Annotated in this window: 22 protein-coding genes; 11 read left to right on the top strand and 11 right to left on the bottom strand. The window is 74.4% G+C overall.

What is annotated here, in order from left to right:
* The first annotated feature begins 58 nt into the window (after nucleotides 1-58).
* Nucleotides 59-607: a hypothetical protein gene (locus tag ACFVVX_RS24850; protein ID WP_387948807.1), complete on the top strand. Its 549-nt coding sequence runs from the start codon at nucleotides 59-61 to the stop codon at nucleotides 605-607.
* Between the two features lie 58 nt (nucleotides 608-665).
* Here ACFVVX_RS24850 and ACFVVX_RS24845 read toward each other — a convergent pair whose 3' ends face one another.
* From ACFVVX_RS24845 to ACFVVX_RS24835, 3 genes are all read right to left on the bottom strand, one after another.
* Complete coding sequence (locus ACFVVX_RS24845; protein ID WP_387948806.1) at nucleotides 666-1268, bottom strand: hypothetical protein; 603 nt, start codon at nucleotides 1266-1268, stop codon at nucleotides 666-668.
* Nucleotides 1269-1434: 166 nt separating this feature from the next.
* The gene (locus ACFVVX_RS24840) at nucleotides 1435-2148 is read right to left on the bottom strand and encodes an IucA/IucC family C-terminal-domain containing protein (RefSeq protein ID WP_387948805.1); all 714 of its coding nucleotides are present in this window, start codon (nucleotides 2146-2148) and stop codon (nucleotides 1435-1437) included.
* A gap of 452 nt (nucleotides 2149-2600) precedes the next feature.
* Complete coding sequence (locus ACFVVX_RS24835; protein ID WP_387948804.1) at nucleotides 2601-3155, bottom strand: hypothetical protein; 555 nt, start codon at nucleotides 3153-3155, stop codon at nucleotides 2601-2603.
* A gap of 205 nt (nucleotides 3156-3360) precedes the next feature.
* Between ACFVVX_RS24835 and ACFVVX_RS24830 the strand changes: the two genes are divergently transcribed.
* On the top strand, nucleotides 3361-4698 hold the full coding sequence (locus tag ACFVVX_RS24830) for a sensor histidine kinase (RefSeq protein WP_387948803.1): 1338 nt from the start codon (nucleotides 3361-3363) through the stop codon (nucleotides 4696-4698).
* A 62-nt stretch (nucleotides 4699-4760) separates the two neighbouring features.
* Here the strand turns inward: ACFVVX_RS24830 and ACFVVX_RS24825 are convergent, their stop codons facing one another.
* Both ACFVVX_RS24825 and ACFVVX_RS24820 read right to left on the bottom strand, forming a co-directional pair.
* Complete coding sequence (locus tag ACFVVX_RS24825; protein WP_387948802.1) at nucleotides 4761-5183, bottom strand: PIN domain-containing protein; 423 nt, start codon at nucleotides 5181-5183, stop codon at nucleotides 4761-4763.
* A complete protein-coding gene (locus ACFVVX_RS24820; RefSeq protein WP_387948801.1) occupies nucleotides 5180-5458 on the bottom strand; it encodes a CopG family transcriptional regulator in 279 nt (92 codons plus the stop codon). Before ACFVVX_RS24820 ends, ACFVVX_RS24825 begins: the two co-directional genes overlap by 4 nt.
* Before the next feature lie 218 nt (nucleotides 5459-5676).
* Between ACFVVX_RS24820 and ACFVVX_RS24815 the strand changes: the two genes are divergently transcribed.
* Together ACFVVX_RS24815 and ACFVVX_RS24810 are read left to right on the top strand one after the other, a co-directional pair.
* Entirely contained in the window at nucleotides 5677-6081 is a 405-nt protein-coding gene (locus ACFVVX_RS24815; RefSeq protein ID WP_387948800.1) for a hypothetical protein, read from the top strand.
* A 111-nt stretch (nucleotides 6082-6192) separates the two neighbouring features.
* Nucleotides 6193-6876, top strand: coding sequence for a response regulator (locus ACFVVX_RS24810; RefSeq protein ID WP_387948799.1), 684 nt, complete (start codon nucleotides 6193-6195; stop codon nucleotides 6874-6876).
* A 549-nt stretch (nucleotides 6877-7425) separates the two neighbouring features.
* On the opposite strand, the gene polX is transcribed toward ACFVVX_RS24810, so the two are convergent.
* On the bottom strand, nucleotides 7426-9153 hold the full coding sequence (gene polX / locus ACFVVX_RS24805) for a DNA polymerase/3'-5' exonuclease PolX (RefSeq protein ID WP_387948798.1): 1728 nt from the start codon (nucleotides 9151-9153) through the stop codon (nucleotides 7426-7428).
* 243 nt (nucleotides 9154-9396) lie between these two features.
* Here polX and ACFVVX_RS24800 point away from each other — a divergent pair, with 243 nt between their 5' ends.
* The 3 genes from ACFVVX_RS24800 to ACFVVX_RS24790 all read left to right on the top strand — a co-directional run bounded on the left by ACFVVX_RS24800 (nucleotide 9397) and on the right by ACFVVX_RS24790 (nucleotide 12331).
* A complete protein-coding gene (locus ACFVVX_RS24800; RefSeq protein ID WP_387948797.1) occupies nucleotides 9397-10086 on the top strand; it encodes a hypothetical protein in 690 nt (229 codons plus the stop codon).
* A 194-nt stretch (nucleotides 10087-10280) separates the two neighbouring features.
* Nucleotides 10281-10913: an ArsR/SmtB family transcription factor gene (locus tag ACFVVX_RS24795; RefSeq protein ID WP_387948796.1), complete on the top strand. Its 633-nt coding sequence runs from the start codon at nucleotides 10281-10283 to the stop codon at nucleotides 10911-10913.
* Nucleotides 10910-12331 (top strand): MFS transporter, encoded by a 1422-nt coding sequence (locus ACFVVX_RS24790; RefSeq protein WP_387948795.1) that lies wholly within the window; start codon nucleotides 10910-10912, stop codon nucleotides 12329-12331. Before ACFVVX_RS24795 ends, ACFVVX_RS24790 begins: the two co-directional genes overlap by 4 nt.
* 70 nt (nucleotides 12332-12401) lie before the next feature.
* Here ACFVVX_RS24790 and ACFVVX_RS24785 read toward each other — a convergent pair whose 3' ends face one another.
* Nucleotides 12402-13250: a DUF6629 family protein gene (locus ACFVVX_RS24785; protein ID WP_387948794.1), complete on the bottom strand. Its 849-nt coding sequence runs from the start codon at nucleotides 13248-13250 to the stop codon at nucleotides 12402-12404.
* Between the two features lie 16 nt (nucleotides 13251-13266).
* Nucleotides 13267-14286 carry a DMT family transporter gene (locus tag ACFVVX_RS24780; protein ID WP_387948793.1) on the bottom strand — a complete coding sequence of 340 codons (1020 nt, stop codon included), beginning with the start codon at nucleotides 14284-14286 and terminating at the stop codon, nucleotides 13267-13269.
* A 407-nt stretch (nucleotides 14287-14693) separates the two neighbouring features.
* On the opposite strand from ACFVVX_RS24780, the gene ACFVVX_RS24775 reads away from it, so the two are divergent.
* On the top strand, nucleotides 14694-14957 hold the full coding sequence (locus tag ACFVVX_RS24775) for a dsRBD fold-containing protein (protein ID WP_387948792.1): 264 nt from the start codon (nucleotides 14694-14696) through the stop codon (nucleotides 14955-14957).
* Between the two features lie 370 nt (nucleotides 14958-15327).
* Here the strand turns inward: ACFVVX_RS24775 and ACFVVX_RS24770 are convergent, their stop codons facing one another.
* Entirely contained in the window at nucleotides 15328-16842 is a 1515-nt protein-coding gene (locus ACFVVX_RS24770) for an MFS transporter (RefSeq protein WP_387948791.1), read from the bottom strand.
* Between the two features lie 102 nt (nucleotides 16843-16944).
* On the opposite strand from ACFVVX_RS24770, the gene ACFVVX_RS24765 reads away from it, so the two are divergent.
* Nucleotides 16945-17691, top strand: coding sequence for a TetR/AcrR family transcriptional regulator (locus tag ACFVVX_RS24765; RefSeq protein ID WP_387948790.1), 747 nt, complete (start codon nucleotides 16945-16947; stop codon nucleotides 17689-17691).
* A gap of 141 nt (nucleotides 17692-17832) precedes the next feature.
* Here ACFVVX_RS24765 and ACFVVX_RS24760 read toward each other — a convergent pair whose 3' ends face one another.
* Nucleotides 17833-18720: an alpha/beta fold hydrolase gene (locus ACFVVX_RS24760; RefSeq protein WP_387948789.1), complete on the bottom strand. Its 888-nt coding sequence runs from the start codon at nucleotides 18718-18720 to the stop codon at nucleotides 17833-17835.
* Nucleotides 18721-18907: 187 nt separating this feature from the next.
* Here ACFVVX_RS24760 and ACFVVX_RS24755 point away from each other — a divergent pair, with 187 nt between their 5' ends.
* Nucleotides 18908-19414, top strand: a complete 507-nt coding sequence (locus ACFVVX_RS24755; protein ID WP_387948788.1) for a MarR family winged helix-turn-helix transcriptional regulator — start codon at nucleotides 18908-18910, stop codon at nucleotides 19412-19414.
* 7 nt (nucleotides 19415-19421) lie between these two features.
* Here ACFVVX_RS24755 and ACFVVX_RS24750 read toward each other — a convergent pair whose 3' ends face one another.
* Nucleotides 19422-20444, bottom strand: coding sequence for a hypothetical protein (locus tag ACFVVX_RS24750; protein WP_387948787.1), 1023 nt, complete (start codon nucleotides 20442-20444; stop codon nucleotides 19422-19424).
* A 334-nt stretch (nucleotides 20445-20778) separates the two neighbouring features.
* Here ACFVVX_RS24750 and ACFVVX_RS24745 point away from each other — a divergent pair, with 334 nt between their 5' ends.
* Nucleotides 20779-22347 carry a DUF3604 domain-containing protein gene (locus tag ACFVVX_RS24745; protein WP_387948786.1) on the top strand — a complete coding sequence of 523 codons (1569 nt, stop codon included), beginning with the start codon at nucleotides 20779-20781 and terminating at the stop codon, nucleotides 22345-22347.
* The last annotated feature ends 49 nt before the right edge of the window (nucleotides 22348-22396 follow it).

Raw genomic sequence — 22396 nt, 5'->3', positions numbered from 1 at the left:
GACCGGGACCGTCCGCGCGGCCGACGTACCGCGGTCGGGGCTCGGCGACCGTGGAGCCATGCCGATCACACCTCTTTCAGGAGCCACCGAGCGTCCGGTCCCGCGCTGGGCGCTCCGGCTCGCCAGGTCCTTGCCGTTCGTCGTGCTGCCGCACTGCCTGTGGCGCCTGCCGTTCGCGTTCGACTTCACGATGGGCACGGTCGACCCGGCGGCACCGCCCATGCCGTGGTGGGCCCCGGGTTACGTCGTCGGGCTCAGCCTGTTCACCGAGGCGCTGGCGCTGCTCTGCGTCGGACTGGTCAGCGGGTGGGGCGAGGTCGTCCCCGGCTGGGTGCCGCTGATCGGCGGGAGGCGGGTCGCGCCCCTCGCCGCGGTCGTTCCGGCGACCCTGGGCGGCCTGGGCCTGGTCGCGCTGTGGAACACGCTGCCGCTCGCCTGGTTCGACCTCCTGGGCTTCCACGAGGTGGCCTTCAGCAACGGGTGGTGGAAGCTGCTGGCGCGGGTCTGCATCGGCCCGGTGATGCTGTGGGGTCCGATCGTCCTGGCCCTGACCTACGCCTACTACCGGCGGCGCCGTCCGGCCTGGGTGCCTGGGTCGGGGGTCTGAGGGCCTGGGGGCCTGGGTTGAGCTGGGTCGGCAGCGGTGCTCGGGGGCTGACGACCCGCTAGGACGGGCTGCTGCCGTCCACGACCGTGGGGGCGATGGTGTCGAAGTAGACGCTGTCCGAGAGCGGGTCCAGGAAGAACCGGCCCTGGTAGAGCGACTTGGTGATGGTTCGGTCGTAGGCGTCGCTGGTGAGCCAGTCGGACTCGACGGGGAGGGTGTGGATGAGCGGGACGGGCAGTTGGCCGGGGCCGGGGAGGAGGAGGTCGGGCCGGGGGCTGCCGGGGGTGCTCGCGGTGGGGGAGGCAGGGCCGGCGGGGTCGACGGGCTCGATGGGGTGGAAGGCGTACTCGGGGCGGGAGGTGATGGCGGCGGCGGTGCCTGCGGGGAGGCGGGCGATCCCGACCACCCGGATGGGCGGGTCCGGGTCGGGGACGAGGGGCCGGCTCTCGTAGTGCAGGTTGTAGCCGAGCCAGTGCGGGTCGGAGAGCTCTCCGATCGCCGCGAAGCGGCGCTGCAGCGGGGCGGTGTCGGTGCGGACCCTGGCGAAGTCCGGGTCCGTCTCTCCCAGGGGTGCCGGTGGGGGAGTCGCCGAGCAGCCAAGTGCCGTGACGGCGACCAGCGCCGCGACGACGGCCCGGCGTGCGTGCGCGGATCCACTCATGCGAATCACCCTCCCCGGCAGGCATCGTAGTGGCTGCCGGGGAAGGCCGCCTGGAACGGGCGGTGGACGGGGCTCAACCCGGTGCCGGGGGCGGCTGGTTCGACGCTGCGTGCTGGTCGGCCGGTCGGCCGGTCTGCTGGTCGGCAGGGTCCGACGAGGTGCCGGCTCAGTGCGCGGCGGGTCGGGGCGGACGGTCGAAGCAGCAGTCGCCGCAGACCCCGGCGCCCGGGCCCACGCGGTAGTAGAGGCAGCAGCTGTTGCGCCGGAAGGCGGCGCCGCGCAGCGTCCCTGTGCCGGCGAGCGGTGCGCGGCCGAGCAGTTCGGCCACGAGCGCGCGGGCCGGGCCGGGCGGCACCTGGCCGTTCAGCATTCGGAGCGACCCGGCCAGTGCGGATGCGGCGTTGCCCCACAGCAGCCGCGCCGACACCGGGACGACCGACCGGAGAGCCGCCGCGAGGGGCGTCAACTGGCCCTGGACGACGATCCGGTGGAGCTGGTCGGCGAGCGGTTCGCGGTCCGCCCGGGTGTCCTCGTACGGTACCCACAGGTCGACCGGGCCCTGGTCGGGCACGCGCAGGTACGACCGGTCGGGGTGCAGTTCGGGCACCGTTCCCAGGAGGGTGGCCGCGCCGAGTCCGACCGACCAGAACCGGGCCGCCAGCCCGAGCTGGAGGATCGATGCCGCGACCCGCGGCTCGACGCCGCCCAGCCGCTGGGCGACCACGTCCACCCGCCGGGCCGACAGGGACTCCGGACCCTCGGCGTACAGGTCGCGCAGCGGCTGGAAGCCGGGCGGGGGGCCGTCGCCGGGTGCGTCGGCGGAGTCCAGGGCGAAGTAGGGACCGACGGCTGTCAGTCGGCGGTAGTCGGCGGTGCTCATCGCCGGGCCTCCGAAGGGGCGGCCGGCGCGTTCCTCCTGTGGCTGTGGCTGTGGCTGTCGCCGTGGTTGTGGCCGTGGCGGTGGTTGGGGACTCGGCCGTGATGGCGTCCGGGGCCGGTCGCCGGGACCGGACCGGTGAGCGCGCGCAGCACCCCCGTGTCCGCGCGCGACAGCACCGGGCCGGGGCCCTGGCCGGGCCGGCCGACGGCGAGCGGGTGCCCGTCGTCCACCGCCACCGGTGTGGTCACGGAGGCCGATGCCGTTCGCCCCGCGCTCCGGCTGCCCGCTTGACCCGGACCCGGACCCGGACCCGGACCTGGGCTCTGGCCCTGGTCGGGGGCGGGTCCGGCGGCAGGTGCGGGTGTCGGCCGGTCGACGGTCATCGGGTGGTCCTCCGTGCGGGTGGGCGGGCGGTGCGGCCCGGAACGCCGGCCCCGCACCGTCCGGGTGGGTCAGCCCCGTACGGTGAAGCCGCCGCCGCTGCTGGTGCGCATGAACGGTACCGTGCCCTGGCAGTCCGAGACGGGTGCCCCGAACGCGCCCCAGATCCACCCGAGCCGGTCGGCGCGGCCGTTGTCCTGGACGGTGATCGACACCTTGGTGCCCACGACCTCGGTGCCGGGGAACCAGGGCACCTCGCCCTTGGTGACCACGCCGGTGGCGATCGCGGTGCCGCCGCCCACGGCCAGGCAGCCGATGTCGCCCTCGAAGTCGGCGACCAGCCGCCCGTCCGGACGGTGGTGCGTCACGTGGAAGTGCCCCTTGCCGTGGGCGGGCGCGGAGTTGACGTCCGTCCTGGCGTCGACCTCGAACCGGACGGCGTCGCCCTCGAAGCCCGGGAAGTCGGCGGTGAGGGTGGCCCCGGCGTTGCCCCGGACCCGGGCGGCCGAGGAGGCGTCGCCGGCCGGGTCGGCGTTGGCGGGCACGGCGGCGACGGTGGCCGCCAGGCAGAGGGCGGCGACGGCCGCCACCCGGGCGGCGGTACTGGCGGTGCTACGACGGGACATGGCGGTTCGTCCTTCTCGGCGGGGCGGTCGGTGGAGTCGGCGCCGGTGCGGGTCTCGCCTCGGTTCCGGCAGGGACCACTCTCCGCTCCGACTGGCGGCCAGACCTCCCGCGACAGGGGGGACTCCCTCCTCCTCGCGGACGATTCCGGCCTCCCCCGGGAGAGCGGGGCGAGTGGGTCCGGAGTCGCCCCGTAGGCTCGGGCGCATGCGCACCGCCCTCCTGCCTCCCTCCGGCGTCGTCCGAATCCGCCGACTCCTGGGCGGCGCCGTCGTGTTGGTCCTGGCCGCGCCCGTCCTGCTGGCACACCCGGGCGATCACCCGGCCGCGCTGCTGCTCGCCGCGACGGCGGCGCTCGCGGGAGCCGTGGCGGTGCTGCCCTGGCCGTCCGGTCGGGTCACCCTCGCCGTGGCGGCCGGCACCGCTGCCGTGTGCTCGCTCGCCCTGGACGCGGGCTACTCGGGCCCCTACCGCCTCGCCGGATTGTGGCTGCCCTTCGAATGGGCGGCCCTGCTGGTGCTGTTCGGCCGGGCGGCGCGCCGGGTGCGCGGGCGGCGGGTCGTCCCGGTGCTGGTGCTGCTGGCGGTGGCGCTCCTGTTGCTGCCGCTGCGGTTCACCCTGCGCGTGCCGCAATCCGACTGGTCGGCCTCGCTGCTCGCCGTCTCGCTCTCCCTGCTCCCTGCCGTCGCTGTGGCCGGGGCGGGCCTCTACCTGCGGGCGCTGGACGCCCGCCGGGAACGTGCGGTGTCGCGGGCCCGCCGCGAGCAGCGCCTCGAAGTGGCCCGCGGGCTCCACGACTTCGTCGCGCACGAGATCACCGGAATCGTGCTGGAGGCGCAGGCCGGACAACTCCCAGGCCAGGACGGGGAGGAGACGGCCGCGCTGCTGCGCCGCCTGGAGGAGGCCGGGCTGCGGGCGCTGGACTCGATGGACGAGATGGTCGGGGCGCTGCGTGAGCCGCAGGCCGAGCCGACGGCCTCCGCCACCCGGGTGCGCGGGCTCGCGGACCTGCCGGAACTGGTCGGCCGCTTCGGCGCCTCCGGCTCCACCCGCGCCACCGTCGAGTTGGCGGCGGAGAGCTCCGCCGCGTTGTCCGGCGAGGCCGAGGAGACGGTGTACGCCGTCGTCCTGGAGGCCCTGACCAACATCCGGCGGCACGCCCCCGGCGCCACCGAGGTGGCCGTCCGGGTCGCGGTCCAGCCGGTGACCGGCTCGGGCGGGACGGACACCGGCTCGGGTGGGGCAGTGATCGGCTCGGGTGGGGCGGAGATCGACGCTGGCCGGCCGGCGATCGGCACGAGCCGGGTGGTGGAGGTGTCGGTGACGGACGACGGCGGGGGTGCGCACGGAGCGAAGGGCCTGCTGCGGCGGCGCACCGGCGGCGGCACCGGACTGGCGGGCCTGGCCGAGCGGGTCGCCGTCCACGGCGGGACCTTGGACGCCGGCCCGCACCGGCCGTCCGGCTGGCGGATCACCTGTGTGCTGCCGGTGCGTCAGGCCGGGCCCGACCGCACCCGGCCCGCATTCCCGGCGGGGCGGGTTTGAGGCCGTCGCTCCACGGCTGCGCGGGAGAGGCGCTCGGGGATGGACGGACCTGTTGCGGCGGATCAGACCTTGCTGACGACGATGCTGTCCGGGAGCAGCTTCTCCAGGTCGTCGACATCGGATGTGAAGACGGTGACCTGGCCTCTCTGGCGCAGCGCGACGACGGCGAGCATGGCGTCGATGGCGTACTTGTGGCCGTGCAGGTTGGCGGCAGCCAGTAGTCGGCGAGCCTGCCTGGCTTCGTCCCTGCCCAGCTCGACCACGTTGACGCGGGAGAGGACCCAGTCCCAGCGCTGTTCGGTGGTCCTTCCGTCATGGGCTTCGACCAGGGTCATGGGAGAGGTCACGACGTCGGCCTCGCCACGCGCCGCGAGTTCGAGGCGGGCGATCATCATGCGGTCACCGCGAACGGCAAGTGACAGGGCTTCGGAGTCGAGGACGAAGACGCGAAGAGGTTTGGGTCCGGTGCCGGGCTTCTTCGTCACGCGGACTCTCCGGTGTGCTTGCTCCGGGCGGCCCGGCGGCGCTCGTGCTCGGCATCGAGTCCGGCCAACTCGGCCGACGCTGCTGACTGCTCGCTCTCGGTAACCGGTCCGTGCTCCTCCTCCAGCCAGCGGACGAGCTCCTGGAGCCTGTCCCGGTCGCGCTTTGCGCGCAGTGCCTCGGTGACGTACGCGGAGATGCCTCGCTCGTCTGCCTCGGTCCGGATCTCCTCGAGGAGATCTTCGGGGATGGTCACGGTCACTTTTCTCACTGCCATACAACCGACCATACTCGCCGTATCCGGCCCCCGTGAGCGGTTTGCGGGGGAACCGGTCACCCGAAGCCAGGTGGAGGTGTCCGACACCTCCGGCGGAGGGCGGGGGCTCGGGGGAGGCGGGTCACCCGGTATCTGCCGAACGGCAGATGGCAGGCACGCGTGGAACGGCGATGCTCGTAGCCGTGACCCCACTCGTGCCCCGCCGGAGGATTCTTCCCATGACCGCATCGCCCGCCCGCCGCAGCAAGACGCCCGCCACCGCCCTCGCCCTGGCCGCCCTCGCCTCGCTGGCGGCCGTCACCGGCTGTGCGACGGCCTCGGACGCCACCCCCGAGGAGAAGACCTTCGGCTACGGCGGTACCACCCTCAACGTCCGCTCCCACGAGGTCTCCACCGACCTGGTCGCGACCGACCGGCAGGACATCAAGGTGACCCGCTGGTTCGACGCCCGGGTGGTGGGACGGAAGGAGACCAGCTGGGTTCTGAGCGACGACACCCTGGACCTGCAGGCCGGCTGCGTCGGCATCGCCAACTGCGATGCCCGGTTCCGGGTCGAGGTGCCGCGCAACCTCACCGTGCTGCGGGACGGGCGGGAGACCGACCTCAAGGGCGGCGCCTCCTGAGCCCGGGGCGGGGCTTGCGCGCGGGTCTGAGTTCGCGCCCGGGGCTGAGTCCGTGGCCGGGGCTGAGTCCACGCCCGGGGCCGGTCGGTCGGCCGTGCGAGACTGCTCCGTGTGACAAGTGCCCATCCTGCGCCCATCCGTACGCTGATCGCGGACGATCAGGAGACGGTCCGCCGCGGGGTGCGGCGGATCCTGGAGGCGCAGCCGGACATCACGGTCGTCGGCGAGGCCGCCGACGGCATGGCGGCGCTCGAACTCGCCGCCCAGCTGCGCCCCGACGTCGCGCTGGTCGACATCCGGATGCCCCGGATGGACGGACTGGAGCTGACCCGCAGACTGGCCGGTCCCGGTGCCGTCACCCCGGTGAGGGTGGTCGTGCTGACCACCTTCGACCTCGACGAGTACGTCTACCCCGCGCTGCAGCACGGCGCGTCGGGGTTTCTGCTGAAGCGTTCCGGCCCGGCGCTGCTGGCCGAGGCGGTCCGTGCGGCGGCGAGTGGTGAGAGCCTGATCAGCCCGTCCGTCACCGTGCGCCTGCTCAAGCACGTCACCGCCGCGCCCCGGCGTCCGGCCGGGCGGCGCCCGCAGGTGGCGCAGCTCACCGAGCGGGAGGTGGAGATCGCCGGGCAGGTGGCGGCGGGCCGGACGAACGCGGACATCGCCGCCGAACTGTTCATCTCGGCGGGGACGGTGAAGACGCACCTGGCCAGCATCCAGCGCAAGCTCGGGGTCTCCAACCGGGTGGGAATCGCCGTGCACGCCTGGGAGATGGGGTACCCGCAGCCTGTGGCGTAGGGCGGGTACCGCCGGGCGTGCGCTTACCGGGAACGGTCGGACACGAGCCAGGGATCAGCGCCAGGGATCAGGGCCTGGGCTCAGGGCTCGGCGGGCGCCCGGGGTGTGCGGAACCTGCGAGGCGGGGGTGGCCTCCGGACATCCCGTCCTCCGGCCTCACAGTTCGATCGTCGACCGAGGTACCAGCGGCAGACCCTGATCCGTCTCGATCTGTCGCCACTGCCTCCTGCGGTCGAACTCCCTCGGCTACCTCGCAGGTCCACTACTCATGATGCGCCTCCCGTCCCTTTTGCACCAGGGGTTCGGCGGTCGAAATGCGGCGATTTGGAGGGGAGCGCGGAGGCGGATGTGCCGGTCGCGCCGGCGCCGGGTGCCATGCGGGTGCTAGTGCCGCGTCAGGCAACCTTCGCCCCGTCGCGACGCCCGGCACGCACTCCCGCCGCACCGGCCGAAAGCCCAAGTACGTCCAGTACGAGGACTTCCGGCCGGCACGCCGATAGCACGCACCGGACGCCGCTCCTTGACGGGCAAAAGTTGCCTGACGCGGCACTAGCGCAGCGCGTCCTTGCGCAGGAACCGCTTCAGCCGCTGCCAGGGCCAGGTGTTGATCACGTCCTCGGTGCCCAGCCAGGCCCGCTGCGCCGTGCCGATCCCGTACCTCGGGTAGGCCAGCTGACCGGTCGCGTGGGCGTCGCTGTCGATCGAGAACCGGACCCCGTGCCGCTTCGCCCGGAGCACGTCCTCGTCGCGCAGGTCGAGCCGCTGCGGCGAGCTGTTGATCTCGATCGCGGTGCCGGTCCGGGCGGCCGCCTCGAAGACGGCGTCCAGGTCGACGTCGATCGGGCCGCGCCGGCCGATCCGCCGGGTGGTGAGGTGGCCGATGACGTGCACGTTCGGGTTCTCGCAGGCGCGGATCAGGCGGCGGGTCTGGGCGGCCCGGTCGGCGCCGAAGTGCGAGTGGACGGAGGCCACGCACACGTCGAACCCGGCCAGGAACTCGGCGGGCCAGTCCACGCCGCCGTCCGGGCCGATGTTCAGCTCGGTGCCGTGCAGCAGCCGCATCCGGCGGTGGCGGCCCGCGAGTTCGCGCAACCGCTCGCGCTGGGCGAGCATCTTCTCGTCGGTCATCCGCTGCATGACCAGGTCCGGCGCGTGGTCGGTGACGGCGTAGTACGCGTAGCCGCGGGCGGCCGCCGTGTCGATCATCTCCTCCAGGGTGGCCAGCCCGTCGGTGAGGTCGGTGTGGGTGTGCAGATCGCCGCGCAGGTCGTCCTCGGCGACCAGATCCGGCAGTTCGCCGCGCAGGCCGGCCTCGATCTCGCCGCGGTCCTCGCGCAGCGGCGGGGCGATCCACGGCAGGCCGAGCGCCGCGTACACCTCCTCCTCGGTGGCCGAGACCACCTTCTCGCCGCTCTCGGCGTCGAACAGCCCGTACTCGGAGAGCTTCAGGCCCGCACGGACGGCCATGGTGCGCAGTTTGATGTTGTGCGCCTTGGAGCCGGTGAAGTAGACCAGCGCCGCTCCCCAGTCCTCCTCGGGGACCACCCGAAGATCGACCTGGAGGCCCTTGGCGGTGCGCACCGAGGTCTTGGTCGGGCCGCTCCCGATCACCTCGGCCACGTGGGGGAGTTCGGCGAGTGCGGCCATCAGCGGAGCGGAGTCCTCGGCGGTGGCGAGCACGTCGATGTCACCCACCGTCTCGCGCATCCGGCGCAGCGAACCGGCGTACGCGCAGCGGGTGCAGCCGGGGACGGCGGTGAGCGCCGCGACGATCTGCTCGGCCTGCTCGGTGGCCGCGTCGAGCAGGGTCCGGCCGCCGGACTGCCGCAGCAGCTCGATGCCGTGCAGGATCTTCGCGCCGCTGCGCTCGCCGAAGCCGGGCACCTCGGTCAGCCGCTCGGCGCGGATCGCCTCGGCGAGTTGGTCGACGGAGGCGATGTCCAGGTCGCGGTAGAGGGCGAGGGCGCGTTTCGGCCCGACGCTGGGGACGGCCATCACCTCCCGGACACCGGCCGGGATGGCGGCGCGCAGTGTCTCCAGGGCCTCCATCCGGCCGGTGCGCAGGTACTCGGCGACCTTCTCGGCGGTGGATCTGCCGACGCCGGGGATCTGTTGGAGCCCCTTGGCGTCCAGTCCGGCGATGTCCTCGGGGTGACCGCCGACCGCGCGGGCGGCCTTCTCGTAGGCGCGGGCCCGGAACGCGTCCCCGCCGGTGATCGAGATCAGGTCCGCGTACTCCTGGAGCAGCTCCTGGACCTGGTCGTTGAGCCGGGTCATGGGGCCAGTCTAGGTTCGGCGGGCGGATCGGGCCGGGTGGACGGGGGCCGGTCCGGGGCCTGGCCCCGCCGGTCGACGGGTGTGCGTTCCGCCGACCGGCGGGGTGCGGGCCGCGCTTCGTGTCCGGGAGCGGGATTGTCACCGGCGCCGTGCGGGCGCAGGCTTGGCCGAGGGGCCGCACGCGGCCCGTTCGGCGTGCCGCGAACGCGAGGTGGCAGCCGGTGATGCACGAGGGGCAGGGCGATGGCGCGCGGGAAGCTCTGGGGCCGGGTTGCGGCGGGTGCCCGGGTGCTCGGCGGGTTCGGCGGCCTCGGCGGGTCGGCCGTCGGGGTCCTGGGCGGTGGGGTCCTGGGCGGTGGGGCCGGTGAGCCGGACGGCCACGGTGCCGGGCGGGCCCGCACCGACGTGATGGCCGGGCCGCGGTCGCTGACCCGGCCCGAGCTGGAGCGGGTGGGGTGGACGGGGCGCCCCGAGGGGTGTGCCCCGTCGGCGCAGCACGTCCAGGTGGCCGAGGTGGTGCAGCGGGTGCTGCGCGGCGACGGGCGGTCGGCGGGGGCGCTGGCGCAGGTGCCGGCCGGACTGCCGGTGGTGGTCGCGGACGGGCGCCGGCTGGAGTCGGCGGTGGCCGGGCTGGTGGACCACGCGATCCGGCGCAGCCCGGCCGGGTCGAGGGTGCTGATCCGGGCGCACGCGGCCGTCGGCTCCGGCGGCCCGGGGGAGGACCGGGCCCGGGTGGAGCTGCGGGTGGTGGACCGGGGGCGCTGCGAACTCCCCGAGGCCCGGCAGTGGTTGATAGCCGGCATGCGCTCCGGGGGGCCTGCCGGGCCCGCCCTCAACGGTCTGGTCCGGGCGGCCGGCGGCCGGCTGGGCGTCGAGGCCACCCCCGGCGGCGGTCTGACGGTGGTCCTGACGCTGGCGGTTGCCCGGGACTGAGGCCGCGTGGGTGGCGTCCCGGCGGTTCGGCGGCCCGGCCGTCCGGATTCCGTCCTTGTCCATCCCGATTTGCCATGCATTGGCCTGCTTTGCCCCGTGCTGCCCTGCGGCGGGGCCGCGGGCGAGCGGAACCGCAAAGAACTCTTCGCAAATAACCCTTTGCGAAGAAGTGTTTGCGGTTCTACGCTGCTGCCATGACCGAAGAAGCCCGGTGGCCGCACAGCCCCGACCCGCAGACCGATGTCGTTCTCGACGCCAAGGGCCTGCGGGCGCTGGCCCATCCCGTGCGCGTCCAGCTGATCGGACTGCTGCGCCGGCACGGCCCGTCCACCGCGACCAGGCTCGCCGAGCGGATGGGCCTGACCTCGGGGGCGACCAGCTACCACCTGCGCCAGCTCGCCGCGGCGGGGTTCGTCGCCGAGGACGCCGAGCGGGGCAACGCCCGTGAGCGCTGGTGGAAGTCCGTGCACCAGAGCACCTGGTGGACGGACATGGACCTGGCCGACCAGGAGCCCGAGGCCGCGCTCGGGTACATGCAGTCGATCGTCGCCGCGCACACGCTGACCATGCAGCGCGCGCTGAACTCCTTCGAGACCATGCCGCGCGACTGGCGGCACGCCGCCGACTTCAGCGACTGGGCGCTGCAGCTCACGCCGGAGGAGGCGCGCAGCCTCTCGGCGGAGCTGGCGGCGGTGATCGGGCGCTATCGCAAGGTGGGCGAGGCCGCGCCCGAGCAGGCGGAGCGGGTCACGGTGGGCATCCAGCTGCTGCCCGACCTGGAGGGCGGTTCGGACGACCACGACGCCGACGGGGAGGACCGGCCATGAGCGCCGCCTCGACCGCGGCTCCGGCGGTTGCCGCCCCGCGCAGTGTCCGGCCGTTGGCCGGTGTGCTCACCGCGATGGCGATCTCCCTGACGGGTACACGGGTCTCGGCGATCGCCCTCCCGTGGTTCGTGCTCGCCACCACCGGCAGCGCCACCATGACGGGGCTGGTCGCCTTCGTCGAGATGACGCCGTACGTGCTGGTCAAGGCGCTCGCCGGGCCGGTGATCGACCGGCTGGGTCCGCGCGTCGTGTCGTGGACGACGGATGCGGTGAGTGCGGTCGCCGCAGGTCTCGTGCCGCTGCTGCACGGTACGGGCCTGCTGCCGTTCTGGCTGCTGCTGGTGATGGTCGGGCTGATCGGCGCGGTGCGCGGCCCGGGGGACTTGGCCAAGGAGGTGATGGTCCCGGAGGCGGCGGACCACGCCCGGATCCCGCTGGAGCGGGCCACCGGCCTCGCCGGGGTCACCGAGCGGCTGGCCTCCACGGTCGGTCCGGCGGTGGGCGGCGGGCTGATCGCGCTGCTCGGCCCGATGGCCGGGCTCACGGTCAACGCGATCGCCTTCGCCCTGGGTTCGGTGGTGATCTCGCTCGTGCTGCCCCGCGATGTGGGCCGCCCGGCGGTCGCGGTCGCGGCTTCGACGGCAGGCGGTTCAGGGACGGCGCGTCCAGGGGCGGAGGGACCGGGGGCGGACAGGCCGGGGGCGGCGGCCTCGGCGGAGGAGCAGGTGGGCTACTGGCGGATGTTCCGCGAGGGCTTCACCTTCCTGCGGGGTGAGCCGCTGCTGCTGACGGTGATCGTGATGATCGGGATCACCAACCTGCTGGACGCGGGGTTCATGACGGTCCTTGTGCCGGTCTGGGCCAAGGAGTCGGGCGGTGGTCCGGCCGCGATCGGGCTGACCGGCAGTGCCTGGGGGATCGCGGCGGTCGCCGGCAGCGTGATAGCCGCGGCGATCGCCCACCGGCTGCCGCGTCGGACGGTGTTCTTCGCCGGGTTCCTGCTCTGCGGGGCGCCGCGGTTCCTGGTGCTGGCCCTGGACGGGCCGATGTGGGCGGTGCTCGCGGTGTTCGCGGTGGGCGGGTTCGGGGCCGGGTTTCTGAACCCGATCCTCGGCGCGGTCACCTTCGAGCGGGTGCCCCGCCATCTGCTCGGCCGGGTCGGCGCCCTCGGCGACTCGCTGGCCTGGGCGGGCATCCCGCTGGGAGGCCTGCTCGCCGGTTCGGCGGTGGCGCTGTCCGGGCTGGTCCCCGTGCTGCTGGTGACCGGCGGCCTGTACTTCGCCACCACCGCCGTGGCCGGGCTGCGGCCCGAGTGGCGCGAGATGGACCGCCTGCGCGGCAAGGGCCGGGCAGCCGCCGACCTGATACCGGACGCTCCGGCGGGCACACCGCCGGAGCGGCCCACGGTGGCGGCGTAGCCGTAGGCGGTGACGAAGTGCGGGAGGTGCGAGAGGTGCAGGCGGGGGCGGGGGCCTGGCAGCGGAGGGTTCAGTCGCTGCGCCGGCCTGCCCAGTGCAGCAGGACCACGCTGACCACCGCCGCCAGCGCGCACCAGGTCGACACGAAGGCCATCTGCCACAGCACCGCGCACACCGCGGCTCCCACGCCGATGAGTACGCCGAGCCGCCGGAGCAGGCGGTCACCGCTGACGAGCAGCGAGCCGACCGTGGCGAGCAGGTAGCCGGTCAGCAGCAGGCCCGGATGGGGGATGCCGATGGCGTAGCTGAGGGTGCGACCGTGCTCCTGGGCCGTCACCGGGTGGGTCGCCACCGCCGTCGCGAGCGGGACGGCGACGAGCACGCCGAGCAGTGCGAACCCGGCGAGCACCGCACGCCGCCTCCGGCCGGCCGCTGCGTGTCGCGGGCCGGCGGCGGGCCGGTCGCCTACGGCGGACAGTCCGGCGGCGGTGGATCCTCCGGCGACGACAGGCGGTCCGGCGACGACAGGCCGTCCGGCGCCGACAGGCCGTCCGGTGACGGCGGACGGTTCGGTGACGGTGGACCGTTCATCGAGGGCAGGTCGACCGGTGATCGCGGGGTCGTCCTCGGCCGGGCCTGCCGCGCACCAGACCCCGACCGGGACCAGGAGGGGCAGCAGCGGTAACGCGATCACCGCCCAGGCGGTGCGGGCCCAGCCGGCGGGGCCGGGGGAGAGACCGCCGTCCGCGCCGAACCAGACGGCGGCCTCGATCAGTTGGTGCAGGCCCAACACCAGGGGTAGCGCCGCGAGGGGGAGCCGCTCCGGGTGTCCGGCCCGGTGCGCCCGGACCAGGCACAGCACGCCGACGCCGGACACCAGGCCACCGGCGATCAGGTCCGCCTGCGCGCTCCAGCACATCCGAGCCTCCTGCCGGCTACCGGGAGCCCGGGCCGTCGTCGGGGCCGCGGCCGATGGCGCCGTCACTGGCGCCGTCACTGGTGCTGTCACCGGCACCGTCGCCGATGCCGTCGACGGTGCCGTGTCCTGCGGTGTCGGCCCCGGCGGAGGCGCCGTCCTCGGCAGTCCCGCCGCTGCCGCCCTTGGCGGCGCTGCCGGGCATGGCCGGGTGGCGTCCGATCACCACCACCCCGACCACGATCGCGACCAGCCCCGCCGACTCCCAGGCCAGAGCGCCGGGAGTGATCCGGAGCCGGTCGCCGAGGAAGGCGACCGCGCAGGCGATGCCGGTGATCGGCTGCGCCGCCGTCAGCGCGGGCAGGGACATCCGCAGGGGTGCGGCCTCGAAGGCGCTCTGCACCAGGAGCAGTCCGACCACCCCCGCCGCCGCCACCGCGTACGGCTGCCAGGTCTGCAGCACCGCGCCCAGGCCTTCGTGGTCCAGGCGTTGTGCGGTGGCCCGGGTGAGCGCGTCCTGGAGGCCGTACAGCAGCCCGGCGGCCAGGGCGAGCAGCGTCGCCTCCTCGAACAGTGGCAGCCTGCGGGCCATCGAGACCAGCAGCAGGGTCAGTCCCACCACGATCCCGACCACCAGCCACTGCCGCAGCTCCCCGCCCGCCTCGCCGCCGCCGGTCGGGCGGCCGGCCACGATGAAGGCGGTCACCCCGAGCGCGAGCAGCAGCACGCCGGCCCAGCCCGAGCGGCCGAGGCTCTGGCGGGTCAGCACACGTGACAGGGCCATCGCGAAGATGAGGTTGGTGGCGAGCAGCGGCTCGACCAGCGAGACCTCGCCCTGGTCCAGGGCGAGTGCGGAGAGGATCAGGCCGCTGACCATGAAGCCGGTCCCCAGCAGCCACTCGGGCATCCGCAGCAGGTCGAGCAGCAGCCGCCAGTGCAGTAGGTCGGCACGCGGAGCCCGCTGCGCGGCGTGCTGCTGGAGGACGAATCCGAGTCCCAGGCAGCAGGCGGCGCTCAGGGCGAGAAGGAAGACCGCCACGAAGGGACCACCCGAACGTTGCTGCCGGCGCCGCACCGGCGGTCCGTGGTTCGACAGCGGTCGCGGCGCGCTGTCGCCAGCCTACCGCCGGGGCGGTTGGCCGGCGGCTTGTCGGCGCCGGCCGCGCCCGCGACGCCTGGTTCACCGTGCCCGCTGCGTCTGGGGCACCGCGCTCGATGCCGCGCTCGCCCACCCGGCCGTTGCGCCCGTCCCGCTCGTTCTGCCGGTCCTGCACACTCCTCCCGTCCCGCTCATCCCGCCCGCCTCTGCGGCGCTCGCGCTTGCCGCGGCGGGCGGGGCGGGCGCACGCTGGTGTGAGCAGCCGCCACGGAGCAGGTATCCGTGCCGGGTGACCATCCGTGCCGGTCCGAGCAGGCACGACGGGGGCCGGCGCCAGGAGGTGTGGCATGCACAACCAGTGGGATGTGGAGCTGAGCTTCGAGGAAGACGGCGTGCACACGGGATGTGACGCGAGGCTGACGGGCGCGAGGGCGCCGGGCCTCAGCGCCCACGGGGAGTCGATCAAGAGTGCGGACGACCGTCCGCTCGCCCGGATCGGCGAGGAGGTCGCGGCCTCCCGTGCCCTGGAATCGCTGTCCCGCAAGCTGCGGGCGCAGGCCACCGGGGAGATCGAGGACGAGGGCCACCGGCCCGGCTACCTGATCTACTGACACCTGGATCCGCCCGAACCCGCGCTCGGCGGTACGCGCGCTTTGCGGACGTGCCCAGCTGACCCGTACCGCGCTGACCTGTACCCGCGCCTGCCGACACCTGATCCGCGGGCAACGACCGGCCGGGCCGGGAACGACCGGCTCCGGTCGGCGGGGACGGCCTCCGGCCGGTCGCTCCGGCCGCGACCGGTGGAGCCGTTCCTCGCCGCGGTCCGGCGGAGAGGCCCAGCAGCGGGTCGACAGGTCGACAGGTTGGTAGGTCGACAGCGCGGGAGTGACGGCCGTCCGGACCCGGGCAGAGGACGGGCCGCCAGGTCAGCGTCCCCAGGTCAATGCCTCAGGTCAGCGCCTCCGGGTCAGCGCCCCCGGGTCAGCGCCGCGCAGCGGCGGCCCGGCCCGGTACGAACACCACCGCGATCAGCGCCGCCACGCCCAGCAGCGCAGCGGTGACGACGAACGCCCGGTCGTACCCGGCCGCCAGGGCCGCCAACGGGGTGTCGCCCGCCGCCGAGGCGTGCCGGGTGGCGGCCACGGCGAGGGTGGAGAGCACGGCGAGCCCGATGCTTCCGCCGCACTGGCGACCGGCGTTGAGCAGGCCGCTGACCAGTCCGGCCTCGCGCGGATCGACCCCCGAAGTGCCCATCGAGGTATTGGCGACCATGCAGATCCCGACCCCGACGCTCGCCACCACCGACGGTCCGACGAAGGCCTCCAGATAGCCCGAGTCCACGCCGAGCCCGCCGAACCAGAGCATCCCGAGGCCCGCCAGCAGCAGGCCGCCGGTGAGGACGGTCCGGCTGCCGTACCGGGCGGTGAGGCGGCCGGCGATCATGCTGCCCGCCATCGTCCCGGCACAGAACGGCAGGAACGCGGCGCCGGCGGCCAGCGGACCGTAGTGCAGCACGTTCTGCAGGTGCAGCGAGCAGAAGTAGAAGCCGACCAGCATCGAGGCGCCGATCAGCGTCACGACGAGGCTCGCCACCCAGGCCGTCCGGGCCCTCAGCACGCCCAGCCGGACGATCGGCGCCGAGGCGAACCGGGCCTCCCAGGCCAGGAAGGCGAGGCCGAGCAGCACGGCCGCGGCGAGGGTGCCGACGGTCCGGGCCGAACCCCAGGGGTGGCGGTCGGTTTCCATGAGCCCGTAGACCAGCGCGGTCATCGCGGCCGTGCCGAGCACCGCGCCGAGCACGTCCAGCCGCCCGGTGCGCGGCGGTCGGACGGCCGGGATCGACCGCCCGGCCAGCAGCACCCCGACCAGCACGATCGGGATGTTGACGAAGAGAACCCAGCGCCAGTCGAGCAGGTCGGTCAGCAGACCGCCGAGCAGGACGCCCAGCGCGCTGCCGCCCGCGGTCACCATCGACCAGATGCCCACCGCGCGGGCGCGGGCGGGGCCTTCGGCGAAGGTCACCATGATCAGCGTCAGGCTGATCGGCGCCAGCACCGCGGCCGCCACGCCCTGTCCGGCGCGGGCCGAGACCAACTGGGCGGGAGTCCGGGCGAAGCCGCCGAGGACGGAGGCGAGGCCGAAGAGCACCAGGCCGGCGAGCAGGGCACGGCGGTGTCCGGCCAGGTCGGCGATCCGGCCGCCGAGCAGCAGCAGGCCGCCGAAGGCGAGCGCATAGGCATTGACCACCCAGGGCAGTGCGCCGTCGGCGAAGCCGAGCGCCTCACCCATGGCGGGGAGCGCGATGTTCACGATGCTGGCGTCCAGCGTGACCATCAGCTGGCAGAGGCAGACGGTGAGCAGTACGAGGCCGCTCCGCCCGCCGGTACCGGCGGAGGCGGCACCTGCGGTGCGGGTGAGGGTGCCGGCTCGGGCGGGGGTTTTGGCGGGGGCTTTGGCGGGGGTGGAGTCGGTGCGGGGCGGTGCGGCTTCGGGCATGGCGACCTCCGATGCGAACGTTGTTCGCGTAAGGTAAGCCTTACATGATGGAGGGCGCAAGCGCCCTGCTGGGAGGCCCGTGACGCGTGGCAGGATGGCGGAATGCCAGAGCAGAGCGGTTCGGTCGAGCACGCCGCATCCGTCGCCGGCGGCGCCGCGGGCGACGGGGTGCCCGAGGCGTCCGGGACTCCCGAGCGGGGCCGGTACGGGCGCCGCCGCCCTCGGCCCGGGCTGACCACCGCCGGGGTGGTCGCAGCCGGCCGCCGGGTCATCGAACGCGACGGCATCGACATGCTGACGATGCGCAGCGTTGCGACCGAACTCGGTACCGCCCCGGCCTCGTTGTACCGTCACGTGGTCGACCGGGACGCGCTGCTGCTCGCCGTGCTGGAGCAGATCGCCGAGGGCCTCCCGGTCGAGGTGCCGGGCACCGGGCCGCGCACCCGGGTGCTGCGGCGGCTGCTCGACGCCCACACCTACATGGCCGGCCACGCCTGGGTGCTGCACATCCTGATCCGGGGCGAGCTGGTAGCAGAGAACGCCCTCGCCTTCACCGACGCCTGCCTCGCCGACCTGATGGCCGCCGGGCTGCCACCGGCCCGCGCCTCGGCGGCGTTCCGCTCCTGCTGGCAGCTCGTCCTCGGCGAACTCCTCTCCGAACACCCCGTCAGCCCGCCCCGCGAACCCAACCAGCGCCATGTCGTCTTCGCCGCCGTGGATCCCGAGCGCCTCCCGGCCCTGGCCCGTGTCCTGGCCGACACCCCGTACGCGCGACCGGGTGGGCGCTGCGACGAACTCCCGGCGGCCCTGGCCGCCCTGATCGACGGCCTGGCGGGCCCGGGGGAGTAGGGAGGACCCCCGCCTGCTGCGGGCAGCCGCCGCATCGGCCACCGCCGGGAGGAAGCCGGTTGCCCGTGGAGGGCACCGCGTCCCGGCCGGTCGTCGGGCTGCCGGGTAGCCGGGCGGCGGGGGCGTGCCCGGTGGGCGGGGTCAGCCGTGGGTGGTGAGGAACTCCGTGAGGTGGCGGTTCAGTTCGGCGGGGTGAGCCGTCGGGAGGGTGTGGTGGGAGACGCCGGGCAGGACGGTCACGGTGGCGGCGGGCAGGGCGGCGCGGGCCGAATCCGCGAGGCGGCGGGCGTCGTGGGGGCGGCTGAGCTCGGCGACCAGGACCAGGGTCGGGGCGGCCAGTTCGCGCAGGCGGGCAGGGGTCGGGCGGGGTCCGGTGACCGGGCGGGAGGCCGGGAAGCCGGCGTGGCCCAGGGCGTACACCTCGCGCAGCCCGGCGTCGAGGCCGCTGCCGCGGCTCTCCCAGTCCAGGTAGGAGCGGGCGCGGGCGGTCGTGCGGGGCAGGAGGAGGAGCGGGAGCACGCGCAGCAGGTAGCCGGGGCGGAAGCCCGCGAAGCACTGGGTGGGGTCGAGCAGGGCGAGCCGACCGACCCGCGCCGGGGCGTGCAGCGCGTACTCCAGGGCGATCCAGGCGCCGTACGAGTGGCCGCAGAGGTCGGCGGTCCGGACGCCGAGCCCGTCGAGCACCGCGTCCAGCCAGCCCAGCAGTCCGGCCACCGAGCCGAGCGGGGAGCCGTCGAGGACGCTGCGCCCCGGGTCGCCGATCAGGTCGACGGCGAGGACGCGGTGTCCGGCGGCGGCGAGCGCCCCGACGCAGGCCAACCAGGCGGCTGAGGTGGCGCCGCCGCCGTGCAGCAGGACCAGGGGTCGGCCGTCCCGCGGGCCGCAGGCGTTGACCCGGGTGGTGCCGTGCTCGGTCCGCACGTCGAGGGCCTCGGCCGGGACGGGCCAGCGGGCCAGGGCGGCGTCGTAGGCGGCGAAGAAGGCTGAGCCGGCGGAGCCGTCGGCGGAGGTCGTGGCAGACGTGGACATCGGGCCCTCCGGGTGGCGTGTTTGCTCGCTGAACAATAATCTCGCTGAACGAGAGAATAATCGCACGGGCGGCACCACGGGAAGGCTGCGCCCGGGAAGGCGGCATCGTGGAGGCGATGCGCCGTGGAGGCGATGCGCCGTGGAGGCGATGCGCCGTGAAGAAGTAGCGCCGCGAAGAAGTAGCGTCGTGGAGACGTGGCGCCAGGGAGAGGACGACAAGGTGGAGACAGCGGCTGGATCGGACGGACCGGACGAGCGGCAGCAGCTGGTCCATCTGCTGCGCGGGCTGACCGTCGAACTCGACCTCTTCGGTGCCGAGTTCGCCGGCCGCCACGGACTACACCCGACCGACCTGCGGGCGCTGATCCATCTGCTGGACGCCGCCCGCGCCGGGACGGTGGTGACCCCCGGGCGTCTCGGTGAGGCGTTGCGGCTGAACTCCGCGGGCACCACCGCCCTGGTCGACCGCCTGGAGCGGCTCGGGCTGATCCGCCGTGAGCGGGACCCGGGGGACCGGCGCAAGGTCCGGCTGCTCGTTGAGGAGCAGGCGATGGAGCTCGGCGAGACCTTCTTCGGCCGGCTGATCGCCGACCTGGTCGCGGCGATGGGCCGCTTCGACCCGGCCGAGCTGGCCGTCGCCCGCCGCTTCCTGCTCGCCATGACCGAGGTGGTGGCCGCGGCGCGCGAGGACTGAGCGCGACTCAGGGCCGGTCGGGCCCGTCCTGGGGGTGCGGCGGTCGCAGGCCGGCGAACTCGTCCAGGACGGCGACCCGCAGCTCGTGCGCGCCGTCCGGGCGGGTCTGCTCGTAGTACAGGTACCAGCGGCCCCGGGCGGCGACCACATCCGCGTAGCGGACGCCGCTGCCGAGCCAGGGACCGCCCTCGGTGAGCCGGCGCCAGTGGCGCAGATCGCGGGAGGTGGCGAGGCCGCAGCGCTCCTCGTAGTTCCCGGCCGCGTCGGCCGAGCCGTCGTAGAGCGCGAGCCAGCCGCCCGTGCCGTCCGGCAGGACGGCGGTGATCCGGGCCTCGTAGGCGTCCCAGCCGCTGCCCACGTCCAGGACCTCCGCGCCCTGGCCGGCCGGGGCGGAGAAGCCGAGGCCGTCGCCGGAGGGGGAGACCGCGAGCGCGGTCGGCTGGACCGTCAGGCCGGTGGTGTGGATGTCGGCGTCGGCGTGGGCCAGGGCGCGCTCCTCGGGGGTGAACGCGCGGGCCCGGGAGACGGTGGCGAACAGGTGGACGGCGCCGCCGTGTTCGAGGAGGTAAGGATCCTTGACGCCCTCGGTGCCGGTGCTGGTGGCGGTCAGGACGGGGGTGCGGGCGGCCAGGTCGAAGGCGTCCGGCGAGGGGGCCCGGACGGCGTCGACCCGCCAGCGGTTGTCGGCCGGGTCGACGTAGCTGAGGTACAGCAGGTACTGGTCGCCGTCGCGCCGCAGGGCGAAGCGCTCCATGGACGGCGAGCCGAGCTCGGCGCGCTCCACCGACCAGAGGTCGCGGAACTCCACCCCGTCGGTGCTCTCCGCCACCGCGCAGCGCCAGCCCCGGTCCTGCCCGCCGTCGGCGCCGCCGCCGACCCCGCGCGGGCGGCGCTCGCGGTAGGTGAGCAGGAAGCGGTCCCGGTCGGCCTCGTAGTGGATGCCCGGGCAACCGGCCCAGTAGCCGGGTTCGGGGCGCTCGGGGGCGCGGACCGTGGTCGAGCCGGCGAGGTCGGGTGGCGCGGGCAGCATCCCGGGCGACGCCGATGTGGCAAGCGGTGGGGCAGGCGGTGGCGCAGGCAGTGGGGCAGACGGCGGAACAGGCAGCGGAACGGGAAGCGGGGTGGGCGCCGGCATGACTGGCTTCCTTTCACCTAGAGAGAAAGTCGAGCATGCCATACCGCTGCGCGCCGCCGCCCGCTGGCCAGCGCATCTCCCCTCGCTGCGCGATTTCTCCTGTGAATCCCGTGTTTCCCCGTGTGGCGATTGGGCAACAGGCGGCGCCCTGGTCTTGACCACCCTCCGAAGATCGGGACAGACTTCTTCTCAGAGTCAATCAAACACCTCGTGATCAAGGACCGAACCGATGACAGCCCCCACCACCGACGCGCCCGGCTACGGCGGTCTCGGCCTGTACGTCGGAGACATCCACAACCACTGCGGCATCAGCTACGGCCACGGCCCGATCGAGGACGCCTACGCGAACGCCCGGCTCCAGCTCGACTTCGCCAGCGTCACCGGCCACGGCTGGTGGCACGACCTGCCCGAGCGCACCCCCGAACTCGCCGCCCTGGTCGACTACCACACCGAGGGCTTCGCCCGGCTCGCGCAGCAGTGGGAGCACGTCCAGGAGGTCACCGCCGCCGCCCACCAGGACGGCCGCTTCGTCACCTTCCAGTCCTTCGAGTGGCACAGCCTCGCCTACGGCGACCACTGCGTGTACTTCGACGGCCCGCGCGGCGAGATCATCCGGGCCGCCGACCTGGCGGAGCTGCGCACCCGGCTGCGCCGACTGGCCGCGGAGGGTGTCCGCACCTGGGCGATCCCGCATCACATCGGCTACGGCACCGGACGGCGCGGGATCAACTGGGACGCCTACACCGAGGAGTTCGCGCCGGTGGTGGAGATGATGTCGATGCACGGCTGCGCCGAGTCCGACCAGGCGCCGCGCGACTACCTGCACACCATGGGCCCGCGCGACACCTCCGGGACCGCCGTCCACGGGCTGCGACTGGGCCACCGGTTCGGCCTGATCGGCTCCACCGACCACCACAGCGCCTTCCCCGGCAGCCACGGGCACGGCCGACTCGCGGTCTGGGCGCCGGAGTTGACCAGGGGAGGGATCTGGGACGCGATCGAGCAGCGCCGTACCTACGCGCTGACCGGGGACCGGATCCTGCTCGCCACCTCGGTCAACGGCACGCCGATGGGCGCCGAGACCGCCCCTGCCGACCGTCGCCGGATCCGCGCCACCGTCCTCGGCCGGGACGCCCTCGACCACGTCGAGGTGGTGCGCAACGGCGTCCCGATCCACCGGGTCAGCCGGCCCGAACTGCTCGGCTCCACCGACGGATCCGCGTTCGACGGCACGCTCGGGTTCGCCGTCGGCTGGGGCCGGCGGGACGTTCCGGTGCGCTGGGACGTCACCCTGCGGGTCGAGGGTGGCGAACTGCTCGACGTGCAGCCGAGGTTGCGCGGCACCGAGACGGTGGCCCCGGCGGACGCCGAGCCGGCCGGCTACCGCCCGTCCGACTGGGAGCGCACCGGACCGGGGGAGCTGCGACTGCGGACCGTCACCCACGGCAACCCCAACACCGCCACCGACAGCACCCAGGGCTTCTCCCTGCGGATCGCCGGGGACGCCCGCACCCGGCTCGTCGCGCTGGTCAACGGCGCCGAGACCGCGTACTCGGTCGGCGAGCTGCTGGACGGTCCGCGGACCGGCTTCACCGGCGGGTTCGTGTCCGGCGCCTACCGCTTCGACCGGGCCGTGCCCGCCCGGGAGCTCGCGGCGGAGATCGACCTGGTGGACGAACGCCCGGCCGGCGAGGGCGACTTCTACCACGTGCGGGTCAAGCAGGTGAACGACCAGTGGGCCTGGTCGAGCCCGACCTGGGTCGGGCCGGCGGCGGGCTCCTGTCGCCGGGCCGGCTGACACCCCAGTCGGCCGGCCGTACCCCGGTCACCGTCCCGCACGACCCGAG

This window comes from Kitasatospora sp. NPDC058170 (assembly GCF_042883905.1).
Taxonomy (GTDB): domain Bacteria; phylum Actinomycetota; class Actinomycetes; order Streptomycetales; family Streptomycetaceae; genus Kitasatospora.
Note: the sequence above shows the minus strand (reverse complement) of the source record. Positions and strands in the feature narration are given on the sequence as shown.